Annotated in this window: 26 protein-coding genes and 3 pseudogenes; 15 read left to right on the top strand and 14 right to left on the bottom strand. The window is 38.3% G+C overall.

Annotated elements, in window-relative coordinates:
* Positions 1 to 32: 32 nt before the first annotated feature.
* From ACFJIZ_RS11425 to ACFJIZ_RS11415, 3 genes and pseudogenes are all read left to right on the top strand, one after another.
* Positions 33 to 2,416, top strand: a pseudogene (locus ACFJIZ_RS11425) (ribonucleoside-diphosphate reductase subunit alpha).
* 82 nt (positions 2,417 to 2,498) lie between these two features.
* A complete protein-coding gene (locus ACFJIZ_RS11420; protein ID WP_379083883.1) occupies positions 2,499 to 2,921 on the top strand; it encodes a hypothetical protein in 423 nt (140 codons plus the stop codon).
* A 120-nt stretch (positions 2,922 to 3,041) separates the two neighbouring features.
* Positions 3,042 to 3,251, top strand: a complete 210-nt coding sequence (locus ACFJIZ_RS11415; protein ID WP_379093800.1) for a cysteine-rich CWC family protein — start codon at positions 3,042 to 3,044, stop codon at positions 3,249 to 3,251.
* A 4-nt stretch (positions 3,252 to 3,255) separates the two neighbouring features.
* Here the strand turns inward: ACFJIZ_RS11415 and ACFJIZ_RS11410 are convergent, their stop codons facing one another.
* The 3 genes from ACFJIZ_RS11410 to ACFJIZ_RS11400 are packed head-to-tail and all read right to left on the bottom strand — an operon-like array spanning position 3,256 to position 5,523.
* A complete protein-coding gene (locus tag ACFJIZ_RS11410) occupies positions 3,256 to 3,546 on the bottom strand; it encodes a sensor histidine kinase (protein WP_379093797.1) in 291 nt (96 codons plus the stop codon).
* A gap of 22 nt (positions 3,547 to 3,568) precedes the next feature.
* Positions 3,569 to 4,246, bottom strand: a complete 678-nt coding sequence (locus tag ACFJIZ_RS11405; RefSeq protein WP_379093794.1) for a sensor histidine kinase — start codon at positions 4,244 to 4,246, stop codon at positions 3,569 to 3,571.
* Positions 4,240 to 5,523, bottom strand: a complete 1,284-nt coding sequence (locus tag ACFJIZ_RS11400) for a tetratricopeptide repeat protein (RefSeq protein ID WP_379093791.1) — start codon at positions 5,521 to 5,523, stop codon at positions 4,240 to 4,242. Before ACFJIZ_RS11400 ends, ACFJIZ_RS11405 begins: the two co-directional genes overlap by 7 nt.
* 136 nt (positions 5,524 to 5,659) lie before the next feature.
* Here ACFJIZ_RS11400 and ACFJIZ_RS11395 point away from each other — a divergent pair, with 136 nt between their 5' ends.
* The 5 genes and pseudogenes from ACFJIZ_RS11395 (at position 5,660) to fabG (ending at position 9,698) form a co-directional block, all read left to right on the top strand.
* A complete protein-coding gene (locus tag ACFJIZ_RS11395) occupies positions 5,660 to 6,280 on the top strand; it encodes a response regulator (protein ID WP_379093788.1) in 621 nt (206 codons plus the stop codon).
* A gap of 62 nt (positions 6,281 to 6,342) precedes the next feature.
* On the top strand, positions 6,343 to 7,218 hold the full coding sequence (locus ACFJIZ_RS11390; protein WP_379093785.1) for a carbon-nitrogen hydrolase: 876 nt from the start codon (positions 6,343 to 6,345) through the stop codon (positions 7,216 to 7,218).
* 150 nt (positions 7,219 to 7,368) lie between these two features.
* The gene (locus ACFJIZ_RS11385; protein ID WP_379093782.1) at positions 7,369 to 7,722 is read left to right on the top strand and encodes a four helix bundle protein; all 354 of its coding nucleotides are present in this window, start codon (positions 7,369 to 7,371) and stop codon (positions 7,720 to 7,722) included.
* A 1-nt stretch (position 7,723) separates the two neighbouring features.
* A pseudogene (locus ACFJIZ_RS11380) lies at positions 7,724 to 8,799 on the top strand (agmatine/peptidylarginine deiminase).
* A 155-nt stretch (positions 8,800 to 8,954) separates the two neighbouring features.
* Entirely contained in the window at positions 8,955 to 9,698 is a 744-nt protein-coding gene (gene fabG, locus ACFJIZ_RS11375) for a 3-oxoacyl-[acyl-carrier-protein] reductase (RefSeq protein WP_379093779.1), read from the top strand.
* Positions 9,699 to 9,780: 82 nt separating this feature from the next.
* Here fabG and ACFJIZ_RS11370 read toward each other — a convergent pair whose 3' ends face one another.
* Positions 9,781 to 10,518: a murein L,D-transpeptidase family protein gene (locus tag ACFJIZ_RS11370; RefSeq protein WP_379093776.1), complete on the bottom strand. Its 738-nt coding sequence runs from the start codon at positions 10,516 to 10,518 to the stop codon at positions 9,781 to 9,783.
* 155 nt (positions 10,519 to 10,673) lie between these two features.
* Between ACFJIZ_RS11370 and ACFJIZ_RS11365 the strand changes: the two genes are divergently transcribed.
* The 4 genes from ACFJIZ_RS11365 to ACFJIZ_RS11350 are packed head-to-tail and all read left to right on the top strand — an operon-like array spanning position 10,674 to position 13,367.
* Positions 10,674 to 11,264: a hypothetical protein gene (locus tag ACFJIZ_RS11365; RefSeq protein WP_379093773.1), complete on the top strand. Its 591-nt coding sequence runs from the start codon at positions 10,674 to 10,676 to the stop codon at positions 11,262 to 11,264.
* Positions 11,265 to 11,290: 26 nt separating this feature from the next.
* Positions 11,291 to 12,037, top strand: coding sequence for a hypothetical protein (locus tag ACFJIZ_RS11360; RefSeq protein WP_379093770.1), 747 nt, complete (start codon positions 11,291 to 11,293; stop codon positions 12,035 to 12,037).
* Positions 11,968 to 12,756 carry a hypothetical protein gene (locus ACFJIZ_RS11355; RefSeq protein WP_379093767.1) on the top strand — a complete coding sequence of 263 codons (789 nt, stop codon included), beginning with the start codon at positions 11,968 to 11,970 and terminating at the stop codon, positions 12,754 to 12,756. Before ACFJIZ_RS11360 ends, ACFJIZ_RS11355 begins: the two co-directional genes overlap by 70 nt.
* Entirely contained in the window at positions 12,756 to 13,367 is a 612-nt protein-coding gene (locus ACFJIZ_RS11350; protein ID WP_379093764.1) for a trimeric intracellular cation channel family protein, read from the top strand. The genes ACFJIZ_RS11355 and ACFJIZ_RS11350 overlap by 1 nt, the downstream gene beginning before the upstream one ends.
* A gap of 29 nt (positions 13,368 to 13,396) precedes the next feature.
* On the opposite strand, the gene ACFJIZ_RS11345 is transcribed toward ACFJIZ_RS11350, so the two are convergent.
* The 9 genes and pseudogenes from ACFJIZ_RS11345 to carA all read right to left on the bottom strand — a co-directional run bounded on the left by ACFJIZ_RS11345 (position 13,397) and on the right by carA (position 20,739).
* Positions 13,397 to 13,894, bottom strand: a complete 498-nt coding sequence (locus tag ACFJIZ_RS11345) for a hypothetical protein (RefSeq protein ID WP_379093762.1) — start codon at positions 13,892 to 13,894, stop codon at positions 13,397 to 13,399.
* 71 nt (positions 13,895 to 13,965) lie between these two features.
* On the bottom strand, positions 13,966 to 14,277 hold the full coding sequence (locus ACFJIZ_RS11340) for a septum formation initiator family protein (protein WP_379093759.1): 312 nt from the start codon (positions 14,275 to 14,277) through the stop codon (positions 13,966 to 13,968).
* Positions 14,278 to 14,435: 158 nt separating this feature from the next.
* On the bottom strand, positions 14,436 to 15,731 hold the full coding sequence (gene eno / locus ACFJIZ_RS11335; RefSeq protein WP_379093756.1) for a phosphopyruvate hydratase: 1,296 nt from the start codon (positions 15,729 to 15,731) through the stop codon (positions 14,436 to 14,438).
* A gap of 218 nt (positions 15,732 to 15,949) precedes the next feature.
* The gene (aqpZ, locus tag ACFJIZ_RS11330) at positions 15,950 to 16,669 is read right to left on the bottom strand and encodes an aquaporin Z (protein ID WP_379093753.1); all 720 of its coding nucleotides are present in this window, start codon (positions 16,667 to 16,669) and stop codon (positions 15,950 to 15,952) included.
* A 36-nt stretch (positions 16,670 to 16,705) separates the two neighbouring features.
* Positions 16,706 to 17,269, bottom strand: a complete 564-nt coding sequence (locus ACFJIZ_RS11325; protein ID WP_379093750.1) for an NADPH-dependent FMN reductase — start codon at positions 17,267 to 17,269, stop codon at positions 16,706 to 16,708.
* Positions 17,270 to 17,505: 236 nt separating this feature from the next.
* Positions 17,506 to 18,597 carry an ABC transporter permease gene (locus ACFJIZ_RS11320; protein WP_379093747.1) on the bottom strand — a complete coding sequence of 364 codons (1,092 nt, stop codon included), beginning with the start codon at positions 18,595 to 18,597 and terminating at the stop codon, positions 17,506 to 17,508.
* A gap of 83 nt (positions 18,598 to 18,680) precedes the next feature.
* Positions 18,681 to 19,007: an AAA family ATPase gene (locus ACFJIZ_RS11315; protein WP_379094004.1), complete on the bottom strand. Its 327-nt coding sequence runs from the start codon at positions 19,005 to 19,007 to the stop codon at positions 18,681 to 18,683.
* Between the two features lie 15 nt (positions 19,008 to 19,022).
* A pseudogene (locus tag ACFJIZ_RS11310) lies at positions 19,023 to 19,449 on the bottom strand (ATP-binding cassette domain-containing protein); the annotation flags it as partial.
* A 177-nt stretch (positions 19,450 to 19,626) separates the two neighbouring features.
* Complete coding sequence (gene carA / locus ACFJIZ_RS11305) at positions 19,627 to 20,739, bottom strand: glutamine-hydrolyzing carbamoyl-phosphate synthase small subunit (RefSeq protein WP_379093744.1); 1,113 nt, start codon at positions 20,737 to 20,739, stop codon at positions 19,627 to 19,629.
* A gap of 421 nt (positions 20,740 to 21,160) precedes the next feature.
* Here carA and panB point away from each other — a divergent pair, with 421 nt between their 5' ends.
* The 3 genes from panB (at position 21,161) to ACFJIZ_RS11290 (ending at position 23,461) form a co-directional block, all read left to right on the top strand.
* On the top strand, positions 21,161 to 21,976 hold the full coding sequence (panB, locus tag ACFJIZ_RS11300) for a 3-methyl-2-oxobutanoate hydroxymethyltransferase (RefSeq protein ID WP_379093741.1): 816 nt from the start codon (positions 21,161 to 21,163) through the stop codon (positions 21,974 to 21,976).
* 228 nt (positions 21,977 to 22,204) lie between these two features.
* Positions 22,205 to 22,891 (top strand): RluA family pseudouridine synthase, encoded by a 687-nt coding sequence (locus ACFJIZ_RS11295; RefSeq protein ID WP_379093738.1) that lies wholly within the window; start codon positions 22,205 to 22,207, stop codon positions 22,889 to 22,891.
* Positions 22,892 to 23,005: 114 nt separating this feature from the next.
* Positions 23,006 to 23,461, top strand: coding sequence for a hypothetical protein (locus ACFJIZ_RS11290; RefSeq protein WP_379093735.1), 456 nt, complete (start codon positions 23,006 to 23,008; stop codon positions 23,459 to 23,461).
* Between the two features lie 44 nt (positions 23,462 to 23,505).
* Here ACFJIZ_RS11290 and ACFJIZ_RS11285 read toward each other — a convergent pair whose 3' ends face one another.
* Positions 23,506 to 23,973 carry a hypothetical protein gene (locus ACFJIZ_RS11285; RefSeq protein WP_379093732.1) on the bottom strand — a complete coding sequence of 156 codons (468 nt, stop codon included), beginning with the start codon at positions 23,971 to 23,973 and terminating at the stop codon, positions 23,506 to 23,508.
* Between the last annotated feature and the right edge of the window lie 24 nt (positions 23,974 to 23,997).

The raw sequence follows: 23,997 nt of genomic DNA, 5'->3' as shown, positions 1-23,997 counted from the left end.
CTACAATATGCACCAATTAATACTTGATAAGGATGTTTGTAATAAAAAGAGATGGCCGCCAAGAAGCGGTAAAGTTTGATAAGATAACTGCTCGTATTGAGAAGTTGTGTTATGGTTTTAATGCAGAATTAGTAGACCCTATAGACGTTGCCAAGAAGGTGATTGAAGGTTTATATGATGGTGTTACTACTTCAGAACTTGATAATCTTGCGGCAGAAACGGCTGCATCCCTAACAACCAAACATCCAGACTATGCACTATTGGCATCGCGTATCGCAGTATCCAACTTGCATAAAAACACAGTAAAATCGTTTTCAAAAACGATGGAAATGCTGTATACCTACATCGATCCTAAAACAGATAAGCCATCTTCATTGATTGCTGATGATGTTTGGGAAGTGATCAAAAACAATGCTGATATTTTAGATAGTACAATTATCTACGATAGGGATTTTGGTTTTGATTATTTTGGTTTCAAAACTTTAGAAAAATCTTACTTGTTAAAAGTAAATGGTCAGATTGTAGAGCGCCCACAACATTTGTTTATGCGCGTAGCTGTTGGTATCCATAAAGAGGATATCGAAAGTGCGATCAAAACCTATAATTTGATGAGCGAGCGTTGGTTTACACATGCTACGCCGACCTTGTTCAATGCAGCTACACCTAAACCTCAAATGTCATCATGCTTTTTATTGACCATGCAGGATGATAGTATCGAAGGAATTTATGATACCTTAAAACAAACTGCCAAGATCTCTCAAAGTGCTGGTGGTATTGGATTAAGTATCCATAACATCCGTGCTACAGGTGCTTATATTGGTGGTACAAATGGTACTAGTAACGGTATTGTACCGATGTTAAAGGTATTTAATGATACAGCACGTTATGTAGATCAAGGTGGAGGCAAGCGTAAAGGTGCTTTTGCCATCTATATTGAGCCTTGGCATGCAGATATCTTTTCGTTCTTAGACTTGCGTAAAAACCACGGTAAAGAAGAAATGCGTGCACGTGATTTGTTCTACGCACTTTGGATCTGTGACCTGTTTATGCAACGTGTAGAAGAAAACGGCGATTGGAGTTTGTTCTCACCAGATGAGGCACCAGGCTTAGCAGATTGCCATAGCGAAGAATTTAATGCCTTATATACTCGTTATGAAAAAGAAGGTAGAGCTCGTAAAACCATTAAGGCACAAGAACTTTGGTTCGCTATTTTAGATGCACAGATTGAGACGGGTACACCTTATTTGTTGTACAAAGATGCTGCAAACAGCAAGTCTAACCAACAAAACCTAGGTACCATTAAAAGTTCTAACCTTTGTACAAGATCATCGAGTACACTTCTAAAGATGAGGTTGCGGTATGTAACTTGGCATCGTTGGCTTTGCCTCGATTTGTGATCAACGGTGAGTTTGACCACCAAAAATTATATGAAGTAACTTATCAGGCTACTTTAAACCTGAACAAGATCATTGACCATAATTATTATCCAGTTATTGAAGCACAAAACTCTAACTTCCGTCACCGCCCGGTTGGTTTAGGTGTACAAGGTTTGGCAGATGCATTTATCTTAATGCGTTTACCTTTTGAGAGTGATGCGGCTAAAGAATTGAATAAAGATATTTTCGAAACCATTTATTTTGCTTCGATGACAGCTTCTGCTGATCTAGCTGTAAAAAATGGAGCTTATAAAACCTTTAAAGGTTCGCCATTATCAAAAGGTAAATTCCAATTTGACCTATGGAATGTAACTCCATCTAGCAACCGTTGGGACTGGGAAGGTTTGCGTAAACGCGTAGTTAAAACAGGGGTATACAACTCTTTATTGGTTGCTCCAATGCCAACTGCTTCTACTTCGCAGATCTTGGGTAACAACGAATGTTTTGAGCCATATACTTCAAATATCTATACCAGAAGGGTATTGAGTGGGGAGTTTGTGGTGGTAAACAAACATTTATTGAAAGACTTAGTTGCTTTAGGTTTATGGACACCAGCCATGAAAGACAGAATTATCCTGGCTAATGGATCGATCCAAGACATCGCAGAAATCCCTGATTATATCAAAGAACTATACAAAACAGTTTGGGAAATCAAAATGCGTAACATCATAGATATGGCTGCCGATAGAGGTGCATATATCTGTCAATCGCAATCGTTAAACTTGTTTATCAATGCACCAAATACTTCAAAACTAACTTCAATGCACTTCTATGCTTGGAAAAAAGGATTGAAAACGGGTATGTACTACCTACGTACACAAGCAGCTTCGCAAGCCGTTAAGTTTACCGTAGAAAACCAGGGTGGTAAAGCGATTGAGGCAGTTATACCAGATACAATTGCGCAAGACCAAGTAGCTGAAGAAATTACCGATGGGCCAGTTTGCTCAATGGAAGAGGGATGTATTAGCTGTTCGGGTTAATCTTATATATCATACTACTTAACACTATTGACTTTGGCAGTTTTAAATAACTGTCAAAGTTTTTTTTTGCTATTTTAGTGCCATGAACAAATATAACCTGCCGTTACTCCTTTTAGTAATTACCTTCAGCATTTTTATCGCCTGTAAAAAAGAAGACAAAAATACAGACCCTTTATTGACCAAAACTTGGAAAAGGGCTCTAAAGGATAAAAATACAAATACAAATCCTAAAGGGGATATTTTGTATCAACCCATATCAGACTGTCAGAAAGATGATGTGTATAGCTTTAATGCCGATGGGACTTTTAAAATAGATAATGGCACCGAAAAATGTGAGCCAACAGAACAAAAAACTATAAACGGCACTTATCATACTGTCAATAAAGAAATTATAATTAACGGAATGAAATATACATTGGCCGAAGCATCAGCGGATCAGGTTAAGTATTATGCACCTGTGGCTATAGGCACCGGTTATGCGTATGTTGTGTTTTTATTGCAATAGCTAACAAGCGATCAGGATTTTAATTATTATGTAAAGGTTCAGGCCATAAGGCTATGAACCTTATTTTTTGTTTATACTTTTGTAAACAGATGTGCAATGAACTTATGAACCAATTTACCAATGCATAGCAAACACGAAGTTATTCCCTGCGAACGTTGTGGAACGGCTATTGAGTGTAAGGCCAATTCTTATACCAAATGTCAGTGTAGCGCGGTTCAATTGAGCATCAATGAGGTGCAACATATCAGCGAACTTTACGATGGTTGCTTGTGCGCCAAATGTCTTTTCGAACTACAGCAGGAATACCGAGAAAGTTTAAACTTGATTTAACTCTTTACAAAGGAATAAAAATAGCCACCAACGTCCCTTTTCCTATCGTCGAATCGATATCTACAGTTCCTTTTAAAAACTCAACCCTAGAGAGGATATTACCTATCCCCATCCCTGTTCTTAGGTCTGTTTTAGATTTGTCAAAGCCTTTTCCATTGTCTTCTATAGTAATACTGATGCCTTCCTCATCTTTGATCAATACAATGTCCAATTTATTGGCCTCGGCATGTTTGATCACATTGCTCACTGTTTCTTGAATCACCCGATAAAGTACGGTTTCGGTCTGCTCATCCAAACGTTGGCTAAGCCCTATGGTTTCAAGATTGATCTTTGATCATGTCTTTGTCTATCTTATCCAGAAACTCTTTGACCGCAAAAGCCAAACCAGATTTTAACAACGCATTTGGCATCATCTGGTGAGAAATGGAACGCATCTCATCGTAAGAATCATTCACTATAGATAAGGTCTGTTCGGCCTGAAGACCCATTTCTCCAGTGAGTTTAAGTTTTTGGAACATTCCATTCAAATTCATCAAGGCTGCAGAAAGCAATTGCCCGACGCCATCATGTAGGTCGCCTGCAATTCTCCTTCTTTCACGTTCTTCAGCAACCAATACAGCTCTGGCAGCTAGATCTTGTTGTTTGTTGATTTCTTCCTGTAGTTGAGCCTTTGCCTTGAGTTGTCGTTTGTTATAGATGAAATATCCTGTAGAAACCAAAAATAGAAATAAGAGTAGGGCAATGATCAGATAGGTATTCCTTTGTTTAATGGCCAATGCCTGGATCTGGTTTTCTTGATTTAAGCTCTGTATTTTTTGTTTTTGCTGGTTGGTTAGTAAAGATTTTTGTTTAACGTCATTTTCTTTCTGCTGTATGAGCAGGTCTTTGTTATTGATATCTAGTTGCTGGTTGTTGATAGAGAGCAACTGTTTTTCTATTTCCAGATTTTTATTGGCTAAACTAAGTTGCTGCAATTTGTTTTTATCGTTCAACAAGATGATTCTTTTTGCTTTTTCTCGGTCTCATATTGTGTTCTCAATTCGTTGATTTGTCGGGAATTGCTTTCATTTAAAATGGAATCATTCAGCACATTGGTTTTTAACATTAATTCAAAAGCATGGGCATGATTTCCTTCTGCTGCATTTAACAGGGCCATGGCTTCTGTCGCTCTTCTTTCTTGTGCCTTATAGCGACCAGTTCTGCTCAATTTCAGCGCCTGTTCTATATCCTGTTTTGCATCATCAAGTTGCTTTAAGGCAATCAATGCTTTTCCTCGGGTAATATAGGCCCCGATTAAATTGATCACCACATTGAGGGCTTTGAGTTCAGTAATTGCAGCATTACAATATTTGAGACATTGCTCGTAATTTTTTAAGGACAGCTCTATTTCTGCCAGATTTGAAGAAGAGGTAGCAATTTGCCGCTTATCTCCTAAGGCTTTGTTTAAACTATAGGCCTGTTCAATATACTTTTTGGCATTGATAAAATCGTTCTCCTCAGAAAAACAACCCCCAATAATGGTGAGTGCTGTAGCACTGCCTTGTTTGTTTTCTGATGCATGGTATAACGGTAAAGCTTCACTTGCATATTTTTTAGCATCCGCATATATTTTCCTGTTGTATTGTATCAGTGCTAATTGTATATAAATGCCAGCTAATAAAGTTTTGTTATCAATTTCTTCGGCAATTTGAACAGCCTTGATCAAGTAGCTTACCGCCTCTTCAAATTTGGCCTGCTGTCTGTATACATAAGCAATATTGGCCAAACTTAAAGCGATGGTAAGTTTATCTTTACTTAAATAAGCAAGATCTAACGATTTTTTATACATGTGGATGGCTTGATCTGGCTGACCTAGTTCTATGTAGATATTGCCTTGGTTCCTTACCGTCTGTGCTTTCTCGGCATAAGTGCCAGCCAGTTGTTCTTCTTTTTGAAAGGTAAGTAAAGCCTCATTGAAATTGCCCTTACCCACGTGTGCCCTTCCTAGATATTCTAATGCCTCTAATTGAAATTTTTTATGCTTTAGTTGATCTGCAATCCTTTTAGAAATAATAGCGTACTTAAGTGCAGAATCAACCTGTTGGTTCATGTACCTTAAACTTAGGTTTAGATAAAGTTTAAGTTTGGCGGTGTCATCCCTTTTTAAAGGGCGTAACTGTTCTTTGATATCGTTGATGCTCTTATTTTGTGCCGAAGCAACTATAAAAAATAATACGCCGATAAGGGTGAGCAAAGTTTTTTTAGAAAGCAAAACAATTTGAGGCATTTGCATAGATAATGCAGTTTAATAGATATAAAAATAGTCCATGTAGGTTCGTTTTTATATACCCAATAACACGTATTTTTTTATTAAAAACTTAAGTGTTAAATAAATATGTTTATTTTCATACACGCTCAATCAATTTGTTATGAAGATATTGTTGGTAGACGACCATGCTATAGTTGCTGATGGCCTGCAGGCATTGTTACAAGCAGTAGAAGGATTAGAGGTAGTTGATAAATTAACAGCCGGAGATTTTGCTTTGGCTTATCTCAAACAGGCTCCTGTGGATGTAATGATTACCGATTATGCAATGCCAGACATGGATGGTCTGACTTTGGTGAAAAAGGCTAAAGCCATCCAACCCGATTTAAAGATCATCGTGTTGAGTATGCACGATGAAGTAGCCATGATTCGTGAAATGTTGACAGCAGGAGTAGATGGTTATGTATTGAAGAAATATGCCCAACAAGAATTGGTCAATGCAATACAAACAGTTGAAAAGGGGAGACAATACTTTAGTGCCGAAGTGAACAAGGCCTTGTTGAGCGCCCTCTTGCCACAAGAAATGCCAGAAAACCAAGTTACCGAAAGAGAATTAGAGGTGTTAAGGTTATTGGCTCAAGAATTGACCAGTAAACAGATTGCCGCTCAATTATTTATCAGCGAAAGGACAGTAGAGACCCATCGCAAAAATTTGATGCGAAAAACAGGGGCGAATAATGGCATTGGTTTAATGCGTTATGCCTACGCCAAAAAGCTATTGTAAACGATATACCTTTTAGGCTTCCACCTTTTTTCTTTAACTTTGCATTTCAAATTTTATACCTGATGAGCAAAGTAAAAGTTGGCTTGGTGCAGATGAGCTGTACTAAGGATAAACAAGAAAATTTAGATAAAGCGATTGTTAAAGTAAGAGAAGCAGCAGCGAAAGGTGCACAGATTGTTTGTTTACAAGAACTCTTTACTTCCCTGTATTTTTGCGATGTAGAAGATTACGATAATTTTGATTTGGCAGAGGCCATTCCAGGTCCTTCGACAGATGCTTTATCGGTAGTGGCAAAAGAACTGAACGTAGTGATCATCGCTTCCTTATTTGAGAAACGTGCACAAGGTTTGTATCATAATACTACAGCTGTTTTAGATGCTGATGGCTCTTATCTGGGTAAATATCGCAAAATGCATATTCCTGATGATCCAGCCTTTTACGAGAAATTTTATTTCACACCAGGCGATTTAGGTTATAAAGTTTTTGAGACCAAATTTGCCAAAATCGGAATTTTGATCTGTTGGGACCAATGGTATCCAGAAGCATCTCGCATCACGGCATTGATGGGTGCAGATATCATGTTCTATCCAACGGCAATTGGTTGGGCAACCGATCAGGACGAAGAAACCAACCAAGACCAATATAATGCTTGGCAAACCATTCAACGTTCGCATGCCGTAGCCAATGGAGTTCCAGTAGTGAGTGTTAATCGTGTAGGTTTTGAGCAAGATGGGGCCATGAAATTCTGGGGTGGTAGTTTTGCCACCAATGCACAAGGTAAACTACTTTACTTGGCCTCTCATGATCAGGAAGAAACCCATGTGGTAGAATTAGACCTAGACCAAAGCGATTTTATGCGTAAACACTGGCCATTTTTAAGAGACAGAAGAATCGATTCTTATCAGCCGATTACGAAAAGATATATTGATGGGGACTAGGGTAGGAAGTTTGTAAAGTCAGGAAGACCGAAAGTCAGAAAGTCAGGAAGACCGAAGACGGATGTCCGAAGATATAGAAGTCTAAAACAGACTATTGTTAAATAAATTCGGATTATTCTACTTTTAACATCTGACGATAGAAATAAAAATATGCCTTTTAAATTTGAAAATTTAAGAGTTTGGCAAAAATCCATTGATTTGGCTGATCAGGTAGATAAGTTGACAAAAACTTTTCCAAAAGAAGAGATTTATGTGCTGACTTCACAGATGAAAAGGGCTGCTGATTCGATTTCGCTTAACATTGCAGAAGGAAGTACGGGGCAAAGCAATCCTGAATTTAAGAGATTTTTGAACTATGCCTTAAGAAGTGATATAGAAGTAGTGAACTGCCTTCATTTGGCTTCACGAAGAGGTTATATCTCTAAAGAAATTTTTGATAAATATTACAGTAATTGCGAAGAAATCCTAGCAATGATTTCAGCACTTATTAAGACACTTAATTGATATGAACCATATATCTTCCGACATCGGACATCAGACACCAGACTTTTCAAATACGCCCAAGGCGCAAGGCTACGCATTTCCTGCAGAATGGGCCAAACATGAGGCAACTTGGTTAAGCTGGCCACATAAGGAAGAATCTTGGCCAGGTAAAATTGAAACGATTTACGAACCTTATTGCCAGTTTATTAAAGCTGTTGCCAAAGGCGAAAAGGTGCGGATCAATGTAAGGGATGAAGCGATGAAAGCCGATGCCATTACACACCTGCAAAAGGTTGATGCAGATCTAAGTCAAATCGAGTTTTATTTTAACGAAAGCAATGATGCTTGGTGCCGTGACCATGGTCCTGCATTTGTATTAAAAGGCAACGAAAAAGCAGTAGTTGATTGGGGCTATAATGCTTGGGGTGGAAAATATCCACCTTATGATCTGGATGATGTGATCCGACCAAAATTGCCAAACATTTTAACCTGCCTTTATTTACACCAGATATTGTAATGGAGGGCGGTTCTGTAGAATTTAATGGAGCAGGAACTATTTTAACAAGTACAGCCTGTTTATTGAATGAGAATAGAAATCCACATCTGAATAAAGAACAGATCGAAACCTATTTAAAGGAATTTTACGGTACAGAGCAGGTTTTATGGGTAGGAGATGGAATTGTTGGTGATGATACCGATGGCCATATTGATGACATTACCCGTTTCGTAAATGAAGATACTGTGCTTACCGTTGTAGAAAGTAATCCATTGGATGAAAACTATTTGCTGTTGCAAGAAAATCTTCAACTGTTAAAAGAGATGAGGCTATTGGATGGCAGACCATTGAATATTATCAAATTGCCAATGCCATCGCCAGTGATACACGAAGATACCCGTTTGCCAGCATCTTATGCCAATTTTTACATTGCCAATGCTGCGGTGATCGTACCTACATTTAGGGATGTAAACGACCCAATAGCATTAGACATTATTCAAAAAGCTTTTCCGGATCGAGAAGTAATTGGTATTGATTCAACAGATATCATTTGGGGATTAGGCAGTTTCCACTGTTTGAGCCAACAAGAACCTGCTGTTTAGTCTGCAGTGAGCAGTTTACGGTTTTCAAGTTATACAATATTGTCACCCTGATCCTGTTTAAGGATTTTTAGAGGAGATTAACAGATTATCAAAAACAAAAAATAGATTATATCTTTGGTCATGAGTACGCTCAGACTGACATTAATTATAAAATAATGAAATTACTAGAAGGAAAAACCGCACTGATTACTGGTGCATCAAAAGGAATAGGTCACAAAATAGCCGAAAAATTTGCAGCGCAAGGTGCTAACGTTGCCTTTACCTACTTGTCATCTGTAGAAAAAGGACAAGCCTTAGAACAAGAATTGCAAAGCTTTGGTACCAAAGTAAAAGGCTACCGTTCTGACGCTTCTAAATTTGATGAGGCAGAACAGTTGATCAATGACATTGTAGCCGAATTTGGTACAATTGATATTGTGGTAAACAATGCTGGTATTACCAAAGATGGTTTATTGATGCGCATGAGCGAAGAAAACTGGGATGAGGTAATGAATGTTAACCTTAAATCGATATTCAACGTAACCAAGGCCGCTTCTAAAGTAATGATGAAGGCACGTAAAGGGGTATTCATTAACATGAGTTCTGTTGTAGGGATTACAGGTAATGCTGGTCAGGCCAATTATGCGGCATCAAAAGCAGGAATCATTGGTTTCACTAAATCTGTAGCCAAAGAATTGGGCTCTCGTAATATCCGTGCAAACGTTGTGGCACCAGGTTTTATCCGTACCGAAATGACAGACGTTTTAGACCCAGCTGTAGTAGCGGGATGGGAAAAAGATATTCCATTAAAGCGTGCAGGAGAAACTGAAGATATTGCCAATGTTTGTGTGTTCTTGGCGTCAGATATGAGTGCTTACGTAACCGGACAAACCTTGTCTGTTTGTGGCGGAATGCTTTAATAAGATAGTAGATTTAAGGTAAAAGGTTTAGGGTTTATATTATATGCCTAGGTCTTTTACCTTACACCCTCTGCCTTATCCCTTATTTTACGATATAATCTCCTTTTTGCTGACTGATGTTTGGTAAGGTCTGCGTTTTTTCAAAAGCGAGATATCCCTTTTGTAAGGTTTTCCAGAAATTGGCTTGTTGAGGATATTGAGTCACATATTTTTTAAGGTTGGTAGCTGTCATCTTAAACGGAAAGATATGTACAGGGATTGCTGATTGGCCTTGATTTCTAGCTTCCACAGCTAATACATACACTTCTTTGATCTTCTCGTCAGTTAAAGGGATACAACCCACGGTTACACAATTGCCATGGATGTAGATATCTCCACCAGGTTTTTTTGATGGACCAGTTCGGGCCAGGTCAACCATGTTGGGATAATCAACGCCTAGCGATAGGTGATAGGTGCTTTCTGGATTAAAAACATTGATCTTATAAAACCCTTCTGGAGTTTGAAGGTCGCCTTCCATTATTTTTGGGCCGAGTGTACCAGAGTGTGCACAAAAGTCATAAGTTTTAAATAAGCGGTATTTGCTTTGTTGGTCTGTCTTTAACCAAAGTTCAAGTTTGCCTTCGGCTTTATATGCAGCTATAAAAAGTTCGAACTTGCTCACTATTCCAGCCTTCTGTAAGTCTTGTTGAAGTGTAGCCCATTTTTCATCATAAGCATTTTTAACCCGCTCAAACTTTAGTTGGTTTGCTTTGAAAGTGTTTTGGGCAAGGGAAGGAATGGTCATCATTAAAATGCACACGGTTTTCATTAATATTTTCATCGGTAGGTCTATTGTTTTTCAATGGCAATAACATCATCTTGATTTTGTTCTTCCACCTGTTGAAGATAGAATCACGATGCTTTCATTTATTAGCTATTTCGCAAACAAATTACGTTGATTTTTTCTAAAAATTAGCATCTTTACGTTTAAAGCTTATGGGTAATTTTTTTTCAGCCACTTCCGTATTTACTTTTCTTGCCTGCTTGTTGTTGGGCTGTTTGTACGCCTGGATCTTATATCATGGCCGTAAAAACCTGACCAAAAACTTAAGTTATGCTTTGGCTGCATTAAGGGTAGTGGTGGTTACCCTAATTGCATGGTTGCTTTTTGCGCCATTGGTAAAACGAATCAGTTATACGCCCGAAAAACCCATCATTGTTTTGGCTCACGACAATTCTATTTCTGTTGCGCAGGTAGAACCGGCAGGTTTCAATAAAAAGCAATACCAACAAGACTTAAAAAAGCTAGCTGAACAGCTTTCTTCCAAATACGAAGTAAAGACCTATAGTTTTAGCGATAGTGTAAAAGCAGGTCTTGATTTTTCTGGAAATGGAAAATTAAGTAATGCCTCTGGACTGATCAATCAGTTGAATGACGAACTGCTGAACCGTAACGTAGGTGCGGTAATTATTGCCAGCGACGGGATATTTAATAGGGGAGGTAATCCGCTATATGAACTAGGGCAGATCAAGGCGCCGGTTTATACCATTGCTATGGGCGATACCATTCCGAAAAGAATCTGCTGATCGCTAATGTCAATTACAATAATTTGGTGTACCTGGATAATGAATTTACCTTTGACATCCAAGTGCAGGCTTATGAAAGCAAAGGAGAAACCACCCAGCTTTCTGTTGCAGAAAACGGTAAAAAGCTAAAGGAAGAAAATATAGCCATCAATACCAATGGTTTTGTCAAAGATGTACAGGTTAAACTGAAGGCCAATAAAATCGGTATCCAAAAATATACCATCGATGTGTCTACTGTAAAAAATGAAATCACCACCAAAAATAACAGCCAGACCATATTTGTTGAAGTGATTGATGCCAGACAAAAGGTTTTGATTGCAGGTTCGGCACCACATCCGGATATTGCCACCTTAAAACAGGCTATTGAACTGAATAAGCATTATGAGGTTACAGTTGCCCTAGCAGACGATCTAAATGCTGTAGATGCCAATAAATACAGTTTGGCAGTGTTGTATCAATTGCCAGGCAATAGCAATGCTGCATCGGCTCTAATTAATAAATTACAAGAAGCCAATGTATCGTTATGGTATGTGTTGGGCGCTCAGAGTAATATTGGAGCATTCAATCAAGTACAAAAATCGCTTAACTTAAGTAGGGCCAATGGTTCGGTGCAAGAGGTGTTCCCTTATCCAGATGCAAATTTTACGGCATTTAATCTAGATGTAACGAGCTTAAAACAATTAAATGATTACGATCCTTACAAGTGCCTTTTGCCAATGTCAGTATCAATGGAAGTTATACGGCTGCTTTCAATCAGCGGATTGGTAGAGTAAATACGCAAAACCCTTTGCTATTCTTTATGAATGACAATGGAAAAAAAATAGGCTTTTTATTGGGTGAGGGCATTTGGAAATGGAAGTTGGAAGAAGCTAAAAACGAGAATAATTTTCCATTGGTTAATGAATTGATTTCCAAAACAGTGCAATATCTTTCTGTTAAAGACGACAAAAGAAAGTTTAAGGCTTATAGCAGCAAGAATACCTACGAAGAAAATGAGAATGTGATCTTGAATGCAACTTTGTATAACGATGCTTACGAACCAGTAAATACACCTGAAGTAAAGGTACAGCTCAAAAATGCAGAAGGAAAAGTATTCAATTATACCTTCTCCAAATTTGTTGCAGCCTATCGATTAGATGCTGGAACCTTGCCACAAGGCAATTATACCTACATCGCAAGTACTGGTTTGGGAGATAAAAAATATACAGCAGCAGGTGCTTTTTACGTAAATGCATTGATTGCAGAATACCAGCAGACTACCGCAAACCATCAACTCTTATATACCATGGCCCAACAGACCAATGGTAAAATGGTAATGCCGGCTAATTTATTAAGTTTGGCAGATGAAATAGAAAAAAGCGGACAGGTAAAGACCATCAGTTATGAAGACCGTAAATATGAAGAGCTGATCAGTTTGAAATGGTTATTTGCCCTGATCGTAATGCTGTTAAGTACAGAATGGTTTTTAAGGAAACGTAATGGAGAAATCTGATGGAGCTTAATACAATAGCCATTATAGAAATCATAGGAACAATTTCCTTTGCCATTTCTGGTACTTTTGCAGCGATGCAAAGGCGTTTGGATCCATTTGGCGTTTTGATCATTGCATTTGTAACTTCTATTGGCGGTGGTACGGTAAGGGACATGTTGCTCGGAGATACTCCAGTTGCCTGGATGCGTGATGTAAACTATTGTCTATTGATCTTGGTCACTTCTTTATTGACTATCTTTTTCAAGACCCACATTAAAAAATTTAAGGTTACACTCTTTTTGTTCGATTCGCTGGGGTTAGGTCTGTTTACCATGGTTGGTGTGCAGAAAGGAATTGTTTTTGGATTAAGTCCAGGTATTTGCGTAGCATTGGGCACCATTACAGGTTGTTTTGGAGGTATTATCCGTGATACCTTGCTAAATACGATCCCATTGATTTTTAGAAAGGAGATTTATGCCACTGCTTGCATATTGGGAGGTGTATTGTATTTTGCCTTATTATACTTTAACCTCAAGGCGGATGTGGCCAAAATAATGGTGATCGCCTTTATTTTTACGTTAAGGGTGATTGTAGTTCGCTACAAGCTGGCCTTACCAAAGTTTGGTTATTGAACAGCTATGAAGGAGCCGTTAAGGCAGTCTTACTTGTAAAGATATTCTTCAAGCTGCCCTTTTTTGTTGGCATCGTTGAGTTGCCAAAGTATAGCCGACCAAGTTTTTTTACTGGCTTGTTTATCAAGATAGGGAAGTACCAATTGTAGAGCGCCCAACACCAATACTTTTTGTTCTTTAATAGTTGGATTTTCGAGTACAAACTTTGTAAAACCAGCCATATACATCAACATCAAGTCTGAATCCGTATTGAAAAATTCAGTTTCCTTGTCTTCAAGTAAGAAAGTATGGTCTGGTGTTCCATTCATCCATTTGATCAAAAATTGTCCTGCTTCAGTTCTAGACACATTTTTCTTGTCAATTGGCGTGGCAAACAAATAAGCAGTTACTTTTAATACCAAAGCATCCGTTCCTTTGTAATTTGAACGTTTGTTGAGCTTAACATGTTTGAGATTGGGTAAATCTTGCGAATAGGAATAACTGATGCCGATAGAAAATAACAAGAAAAACAAGATGGTTTTTTTCATGACCCTTTTAAAAAGTTATTCGTTCTTTAGAACGAATATAAGGATTTGAAATAAAAATTCTTACGAAATGTTTAATTGGCGTTGCTATTTTTTGCATCACCTTTTACAATGACAAAAACATCTTCGTTAGCCTTTTTCATGAAATATTTTTCGCGGGCAAACTTTTCAGCTGTATTGAGATTGCTATCCAACTCTTTCAGGTCTTTTTTAACTGAAGCGATCTCTTTGGTGTAAAAATCTTTCTCTTGTTGTAGCTTGGTCACTTCCGAGTGATATTCGTATTGCGAAAGCATATCATTTCTGTCAAAAAACAACATCCATACCGCAAAAGCTACCACAGCTAAAAAGTATTTGTTACGTAAAAGTTCTAATAGACGTTTCATGGTTTAAAAATGAAGGATGTAAATTGAAGTAACTTCGTTTTACGTGTACAAATATAGGATTAAATAAAAACATCCGAAGGTTTTAAATCTTCGGATGTTTTGCAAATGCGTTTTATCAACTTGTTAACATTGAACGCAATGTTTAAGCTAACAAACTATTATTTCTTAGCGTATTTAAAGTCTTTGCCGATAAAACGGGCAGCAGAACCTAATTCTTCTTCAATACGTAACAATTGGTTGTATTTTGCGATTCTATCAGAACGCGAAGCGGAACCGGTTTTGATCTGACCACAGTTTAAGGCAACTGCTAGATCTGCAATGGTAGTGTCTTCAGTTTCACCACTTCTATGGCTCATTACCGAAGTATAACCACTATTTTGGGCTAAACTAACCGCATTGATGGTTTCAGTTAAAGAACCAATCTGGTTAACTTTTACCAATATTGAATTTGCGGTGTTGGTATCGATACCAGTTTGTAGACGTTTAACGTTGGTTACAAAAAGATCATCACCTACCAACTGAACACGGTCGCCAATTTTTTCGGTTAGTAACTTCCAACCTTCCCAGTCATTTTCGTCCATTCCATCCTCAATAGAGATGATTGGATATTTTGTAGACAATTCAGCCAAATACTCTACTTGTTGTGCGCTGGTACGGATTGCGCCTTTATCGCCCTCAAATTTGGTATAATCATATTTCCCATCTTTGTAGAACTCAGAAGAAGCACAATCTAAAGCCAAACAAATGTCAACACCTGGTTTGTAACCTGCTTTTTCAATTGCTTTTAAAACGGTTTCTACAGCATCTTCAGTGCCTTCAAAAGTAGGGGCGAAACCACCTTCATCACCTACCGCAGTAGATAAACCTCTATCGTGTAAAATTGCTTTCAAATTGTGGAACACTTCAGTTCCCCAACGCAAAGCCTCAGAAAATGATGGGGCACCAACTGGCATGATCATAAACTCCTGAAATGCGATCGGTGCATCAGAGTGAGAACCACCATTGATGATGTTCATCATCGGGATAGGTAAAGTATTGGCATTTACACCACCAATATAACGATATAATGGTTGTCTGCTTTCTGCAGCTGCTGCCTTGGCTACTGCCAAAGAAACACCTAAAATAGCATTGGCACCTAAATTTCCTTTATTTTCTGTTCCGTCCAAGTCGATCATCAACTTGTCGATCAGGTTTTGTTCAAAAACATCAACACCTTGCAAGGCATTAGCGATTTTGGTATTTACATTTTCAACAGCTTTTAAAACACCCTTGCCCATATAGGTCTTCTTATCGCCATCACGTAACTCAACAGCCTCATGTTGACCTGTACTGGCGCCAGATGGCACAGCCGCACGGCCCATTTGACCATTTTCTGTAACTACTTCTACTTCTATTGTTGGATTACCTCTAGAATCGAGGATTTGCCTTGCATGGACATCGATTATTAAACTCATTTTATTTATATTTTGATTTAAAAATACCCTTAGTGTAAAATATACAATTACCTAGGGTGTATCCAAAGTTAAAATAATTTTTAAATTATAGGATGGATAACTTTATTTTTTATCAGATATGCATTTTTATGCCTGAAAATAAGCTATTTAATCTTGTTTTTTACTACAAAAGCCATTGCAGGATATGCAATGGCTTTTGAAAGAATATGTTGGCTTTGTTAAGCTTTTTCTGCAAAAAAGGATTTGTAAACAATGCCTGCCAGAATAGCTCCGGCGATTGGTGCTGCCCAAAACAACCAGAGTTGACTAATGGCCTCGCCACCAACGAATAAGGCCTGACTTGTGCTACGTGCTGGATTTACAGAAGTATTGGTAACAGGGATACTGATCAAATGGATCAATGTTAGACATAAACCAATTGCTAAACCCGCAAAACCCTTAGGTGCACGTTCGTCTGTTGAGCCTAAGATAACCAATAGAAAGACAAAGGTTAATACCACCTCGGTTACCAAAGCGGCAACCATGCTATATTTTCCAGGAGAGAGTTCGCCATAGCCATTCGTGGCAAAACCACCAATACTACTGCCATTGCCAGTTGCAATGACATACAGGACGCCAGCGCCAGCAATACCCCCTAAAACTTGGGAAACAATGTAAGGAACAAGGTCTTTGGTGGCCAATCTGCCCGCTACCCAAGCCCCTACAGACACTGCCGGATTTAAGTGGGCTCCAGAAATGTGCCCCAGGGCATAAGCAATAGTAACTACGGTTAGTCCGAAAGCCAAAGCTACCCCAACAAAGCCAATTCCAGCTCCAGGATAATTACAGGCAAGTACTGCACTGCCGCAACCACCTAATACCAACCAGAAGGTGCCAATAAATTCTGCTACAAGTTTTTTCATTTTTTTTAGTTTATTTAAGTTTACGATAATTAGCAACGTTATATAAAGACTAAAAAAAAGAAACAGACAGCTTTATTTGGTCTCCATTTTCTGTTTAGCCTCTACCCACCACATCAATTCGTTGATAAAAACAGCAGCTCTTTTGTCTGTTGTTTCTTTATCAATAGGTTCTCCACTTTCGTTGAATGTTTTTTCTACGGTAGCTACGGGAAACATTGCTGGAACTGTTAAGGCTCCAATTTTCCATAAGCTGAATTGTAAAGAAGTCATCACCTGTGTTCCGGCAAAGGCACCAGCCGAAACTGTAGCAATTGCAATTGGTTTGCGTTTCCACTCTGTATACAATAGATCAGTTACATTTTTTAAACTCGCTGGATATCCACCATTGTATTCCGGAGTTACAACTATAATACCATCAGCATTTGTTACGGCTGCTGCAAGAGAAAGCATGGCTTCTGTTGGATTGGGAATAAACCTTAGCCTTTCTTCAAAAATTGGGAAATTATACGCTTTAAGGTCAATGATTTGGGCTTCTGCTAATTGGTGTTCGGTCAAGTAATTCTTGAAATAAAGGGCTACTCTATGACTATTTCGACCATTTCTTACACTGGCTGAGATAATTGCAATATTTTTCATAAACTAATATATCGTTTTATTTATTGATAATAAGAAGTAATGTTGTTCAAATTTGTTCGGGATCCAAGGGTTAACCATTGCATGCAATGGATTTTGGGCATTGCTTTAATATTGTGGATTTTTTTGCTCGAATGCAGTCAGATTTAACCCATATGGTTTGTAGCGGATAGAAACAAAAAAGATGATAAGCTTTGCCCATCATCTTAAAGGATTGAATTTTTTATCGGAAAGAAATGTTACTCCCACTTAAAGGTTTTAACTGCCACTGCATAAATGGCAATTCCCCAAATGGTCATGATCAAAATCTGGTGTTTAACGTCCCATAAATTTGCACCTTCAAAAGCAACCTTACGCATGGCATCATTTAAATAAGTGAGGGGCAAGGCTCTGCTAATAGGTTGTAGCCATGTTGGAAATGCATCAATAGAAAAGAAAGTGCCCGATAATAAAAATTGGGGCAAGGTGATGATATTGGAAATGGGTGGAATGGTACTTTCGCTTTTGGCAAGACCAGAAACCACAAAACCGAAACCCATAAATACGATTACACCCAGGGTAGCTAACACGAGCATATTGATTACGGTAAGCGCTCCATTGATCAATGTAAATTTAAAGGCAAAGTGACCAATCAGAATGATAAATAATGCACCTAACAAGGCAAATCCAATACGGGCAATACCTTCGCCCAATACAATGCTCGAACGTTTTACAGGGGTGGCAAAGAAACGTTTGATCACTAGGTTCTGGCGTAAGCTGAAAAATACAAAGGCGGTACCAAAAACACCTGTACTCAATAAAGAGAAGCCCAATTGTCCTGGAAGGATAAAATCGATGGTACGATACAAACGGCCGCTAACAGTGCTTGCCCTGATTTCGGTTACAGTTGGTTTTAGATTTTGGGTATTCAGGTTATAGGAAAGCTCATTTAACACTGATTTAAGAATGTTGCCTTTGTCTAATGAGGCAGAAGTATATTTAACATTGGTGAAATAGGCAGGTACACCATTTGGGTTTTTTTCTACACTGATCAAAGCATCGTAACTTCCTTTTTCTAATTTTTTGTCGATATTCTCTTGTGTATCATTTTTGGTTAACCTGATCATCTTCATGTTGTCCAATGCTTGTACAATAGGATTGTTCAGGTCAGAATTTGGAGCAACAGCAACATCTAGCTTTGTTCCGCCACCACCTAAAAAGCCGAATACTAAAATAAAGATCAGCGGAAAGGCCAAAGTGAACACAACCGCCGACGGACTGCGCATAATGGATCTAAAACTTGCTTTGGCAAGGGCTAAGGTAGCCTTGGTATTGCTATATGGTGTTTGCATGTGATTGGAGATGAAAGGTTAATAGGGGTGTTTGATTGTTATAGGCTTTTAAACCCTGGTCTTTTTAACGAGTAGATTCGAGGCTAATCTTCGCGCCATTCTTTACCCGTAAGGTTAATAAATACGTCTTCAAGATTGGCTTTTTTAACCTCTTTTTTGCGTTCAAAGCCACTAGCAACTAAATTATCGATCAATTTATCTGGAGTGTCTAAGGCGATGATCTGGCCGCGCTCTACAAAAGCAACACGGTCGCACAATTGCTCAGCTTCATCCATATAATGTGTGGTGATCACCACCGTAGTTCCATTGGCCCTGATTTCTGTAATAAGGTCCCATAGGTTTCTACGGGCCTGTGGGTCTAATCCGGTAGTGGGTTCGTCCAAAAAAATAATCTTTGGCGAATTGATCAAGGTCGTAGCAATAGAAAAACGTTGTTTCTGTCCGCCAGATAAAGCCTTGTATTTTGCTTTAGCTTTATCCTGTAGGTTAACTTTCTCCAACATTTCCATCGGTTTTACAGTTACGCCATATAAGCCAGAAAACAGCTCCAATAGCTCTACCAGATTTAAATTGGGATAATAACCGGCTGCCTGTAATTGCACGCCGATGATTCGTTTGATCGAGCTGGGGATCTTTATCCACAGAAAAACCATCAACAATTACCTCTCCTGCAGTTTTTTGACGTAATGTTTCGATAATTTCTAAGGTAGTGGTCTTGCCAGCGCCATTTGGGCCAAGCAGGCCAAAGATTTCGTTTTCATACACATCAAAGCTAAGGCCTTGTACTGCTTTGAAATCGTCGTAATTTTTAACCAGGTTTTTAACGCTGATAATGGCATTATTCTTTTCCATAAGGATAAATGTAAGAAGGTTTAGAGGAATAGAAAATGAATTTTATCTGAATGGTAGTAAAATGTCGATAAAATGATGATTTTTCAGGGTGAAATGTTAAGCCCTTAATTGATAAAGGTGGATAGGATTTAACCCCATCCACCTTTATTACTGGTTGATCTTAACAATAGTAGCTTTCTACCAAACTAGATCACCTTTGATCATATCAATAAAATCATCAAATAGGTAACGCGAATCATGCGGACCTGGAGAAGATTCTGGGTGGTATTGTACCGAAAATGCCTTTTTGCCTTTTACACGGATACCTTCAATAGAGTTATCGTTTAAGTTAACGTGTGTAATCTCTACTTTGTCAGATTTTTTCACCTCATCCGGTATTACACCAAAACCGTGGTTTTGAGAAGTAACTTCGCAATGGTTTTTAATAATGTTTTTAACCGGATGGTTCAATCCGCGGTGCCCATTGAACATTTTCATGGTGCCGATACCATTTGCTTCTGCCAACAATTGGTGGCCTAAACAGATGCCAAATAAAGGTTTGTCTGCTGCTAAGATTGCTTTAACTGTATCAATTGCATAAGGCATCGCGGCAGGGTCGCCAGGGCCATTAGAGATGAAATAACCATCTGCTCCCCACTTCTCCATTTCTTCAAATGTAGTTTTTGCAGGATAAACCTTTACATAGCTATCTCTGGCATCGAAGTTGCGCAAAATGTTTTTCTTGATCCCAAGGTCTAAGGCAGCAATTTTATAAGTAGCGTCAGGATTGCCATAATAATAAGCTTCGGTGGTAGAAACTTGTGATGAAAGTTCTAGACCACTCATATCTGGTACTTCTGCCAATTTCTTTTTCAGTTCTTGTAGGTCGGTAATCTCAGAAGAGATAATGGCATTCATTGCACCTTTGTTTCTAATGTGACGAACCAAGGCACGGGTATCGATTTCAGAAATTCCCACAATGTTTTCGTTTTGAAAATTGTCTTGGATCGATTCTGAAGCCTCTTTTCTGCTATATAAGATGTTGTAGTTTTTACAAACCAATCCGGCAATTTTTATTGAACCCGATTCAACCTCTTCCTTATGCATGCCATAATTACCAATATGTGCATTGGTAGTTACCATAATTTGTCCAAAATAAGAAGGGTCAGTAAACACTTCTTGATAGCCTGTCATGCCCGTATTAAAGCAAATTTCGCCAGTTGTAGTTCCGATTTTTCCGGCAGCTTTGCCATAAAAAACTGTGCCATCGGCCAATAACAAAATCGCAGGTAACTTGGTGTAGTTAGTCATGTGTATTCCAATAAGAATTGAGGGTGAAAAAAGAGAAAAAAGAATGGAATTTCGTAACGGTTGTGCCGTTTTTGTAAGACGTTAAAGAAATCTGACCGAACTCATTCATTTCAGGATACAAAGGTAGTTTTTTCAATGGTTTTTTCAAGAGTTTTTTTAAAAAATAGTAGCGTTATTTGTTGGGGTGTGGAAAGTGGAAAGAAGAAAGTCCGAAGTCCGAAGACAGAAGTCTAGATGTTAAGGATGGAATGAACAAATAACACCAATGAACTAATGATACTAATGAACAAATAACATCAATGAACTAATGATACTAATGAACCAACAACTGAACCAACAACTGTAATATTACCCCTTTGTTACTTTAGGCTTGTTCCTTTTACGATAATAAAAACTAATTTTGCCTAACAAAACAAAAAACATGTCTGTAAACAAAGAAATAAAGCGCATTACTACGCACATCTTGCAAGAAATGAAACACCGTGGCGAAAAGATCGCGATGTTGACCGCTTACGATTACTCTATGGCAACCATTTTAGATGATGCCGGTTTAGATGTTTTACTAGTTGGTGATTCGGCCTCGAATGTGATGGCAGGTCACGAAACTACCTTACCCATTACCTTAGACCAGATGATCTACCATGCACAAGGTGTGGTGAGAGGTGCAAGTCGCGCGTTTGTGGTTGTGGATCTTCCTTTCGGTACCTATCAAGGTAACTCCAAAGAAGCCTTAAACTCGGCCATTCGTATCATGAAAGAATCTGGTGCACATGGTGTAAAGTTAGAAGGAGGTACAGAAGTTGTAGAATCAATTCAGCGAATTATTACTGCTGGTATACCTGTAATGGGGCATTTGGGTTTAACACCGCAGTCTATTTATAAATTTGGAACTTATACGGTTAGGGCCAAAGATGAAGCCGAAGCCAACAAATTAAAGACAGATATTTTAGCTTTGGAAGCTGCAGGTTGTTTTGCAGTGGTATTAGAGAAAATTCCAGCCAAATTAGCAGAAGAAGTAACCAAAAGTGTAAATATCCCAACAATAGGCATTGGCGCAGGACCAAGCTGCGATGGACAGGTTTTGGTAGTAAACGATATGATCGGTTTAACAAAAGGATTTAAACCCCGTTTTTTACGTCAATATGTAAACCTGTATGATGGTATCTTAAATGCGGCCCAATCTTATATCAAAGATGTAAAAGCACAAGATTTCCCTAACGAAAAAGAACAATATTAATAGGGGAGATAAGGATAAGGAACATGAGATAGCCTTGGGTAGTTGAAAAACAATTTCAGTGCCAGTCGGTTATTGTAGTCCCGCTTTCCTTACAAGCCCAATTAAAAACTGGGGCTTTTCATCCAATCGGGTTTAGTGAACAAAAAACAGTACGCAATCAAACCATACCTAACCAATTCGTAAACTCAAGTGCTGAAGCTTGATATAAATACTTGATACCAGAAAGCAATGCCAATTACCGAAGCAGATATTTTATATGAAGACAACCATCTTATTGCGATCAATAAACGCTCAGGCGATATTGTACAAGTAGATGAAACAGGAGATGAGCCTTTAGATGAGAAAGTAAAAAAGTATATCGCAGCCAAGTACAATAAGCCCAATGGTGCTTTTTTGGGTGTGGTACATCGCTTGGATAGGCCTGTTAGTGGAGTAATCTTATTTGCAAAAACCAGTAAGGCTTTAGAGAGGATGAATGCCATCTTTAAAAATAGAGAAGTACGTAAGACCTATTTTGCGGTAGTTCGCAATAAGCCTGCAAGAACAGAAGGTAACCTGGTACATTGGTTGATCAAAAATCCACAAAAGAATTTGGTAACCGCCTATAATAAAGAAGTGCCCAATAGCCAACGTTCAGAACTGGATTATAAATTGATAGGAGAGGTTGGTGGTTTCTATTTGTTGCAAGTAAATCCCTTAACAGGAAGGTCGCATCAGATTCGGGTGCAGCTATCTACTATGGATTGTCCAATTGTAGGAGATAACAAGTATGGTTATCCTAGAGGCAGTAGAAAAGGCAGCATCTGTTTACATGCCCGCAGGTTAGAATTTATCCATCCAATACAAAAAGAACCTATCAATATTTTTGCTCCTTTACCTGTAGATGGTTTTTGGGAACGTTTCGAAAAGTTTTAAAGTGTTTTAATCAAGATTTGCAATCTTGCCAACACTATAAGCTATTTTTTTAACATTTGCCTATTGCTTTAATTGCAACGATTTTAATACTTTTGTGAAATAATTAATTTAAATATGAAGAAGATATTTTTAACAGCATTAACATTAGGTTTTTTAACAACAACCATTGTTTCTTGTCAGAGTGAGAAAAAAGATGGCGCATCAGATTCTACAAGTGCAGCCGCTGGCGATTCTGCTCATGCTACAGCTGCAACTGCGGGTACACCTGCAGAAGCTAAAGCTACTGCAACAGAAATGGCAAAGGCTCAAGTATCAGCTCCTGATTTCTCAGTTTCGGAAGTAAACGACGGCATCAAAGAATTTAGTCCAATTAAAGATGAATATGTAGCGGCTATTGCCAAGAATGACGCGACAGCTATTAAAGCAGCACAAGATAAATTTAATACTTGGGTTGGAAAAGCTGCAACATGGGGTGCTAAATTACCAGCTAAAGAAAATCAAAAATATATCGAGTATTATGAGAAACTGGTTCGCCAGTGGGAGATTGTCGGTAAATCTTTGAAAAAATAATAAAAAAGGCCATTACAAACGTAATGGCCTTTTTTATGACTAGATCAATTACAATCTACTTTGTTAAAAACCATGGCTTGTCCAAAAGTCAACTTGTTAATATCTTTAAATACCATTTTTCCGTTTTGTTCTTTCACCTCTCCAAAACCTTCTAACAATTGGTCACCTTTTTTAAGGAAAGCCACCTGCCTAACAGATTCTGTGCCTTCAGCTTTAAAGGTATAATCGGCAATTAAAGTATCGCCTCTCATTTCTCCTTTAAAAATACCGCTGTTTTTGTCTTTTTCGTAAAGATTGTAGTTCAACTCTCCCGTGGTAATTGAACCACTACTCATAAGACTGAGTTTGGCCGTGTCTTTATCTTTGATATACGAATAACACAATTGTTGTGTAACAGGTGTAATATTGGTATCCAATGCCATAGAATCGGCATTGTTTTGCTCGCTCTTGTTACCTTGGCATGCTGCAAATAGACCTGCAAGGCCAATCAGTGTAAAAAATATTTTTTTCATCAGTTTATTTTTTTCTTATCAGGG

The organism is Pedobacter sp. UC225_65 (assembly GCF_042698365.1).
Taxonomy (GTDB): Bacteria; Bacteroidota; Bacteroidia; order Sphingobacteriales; family Sphingobacteriaceae; genus Pedobacter.
Note: the sequence above shows the minus strand (reverse complement) of the source record. Positions and strands in the feature narration are given on the sequence as shown.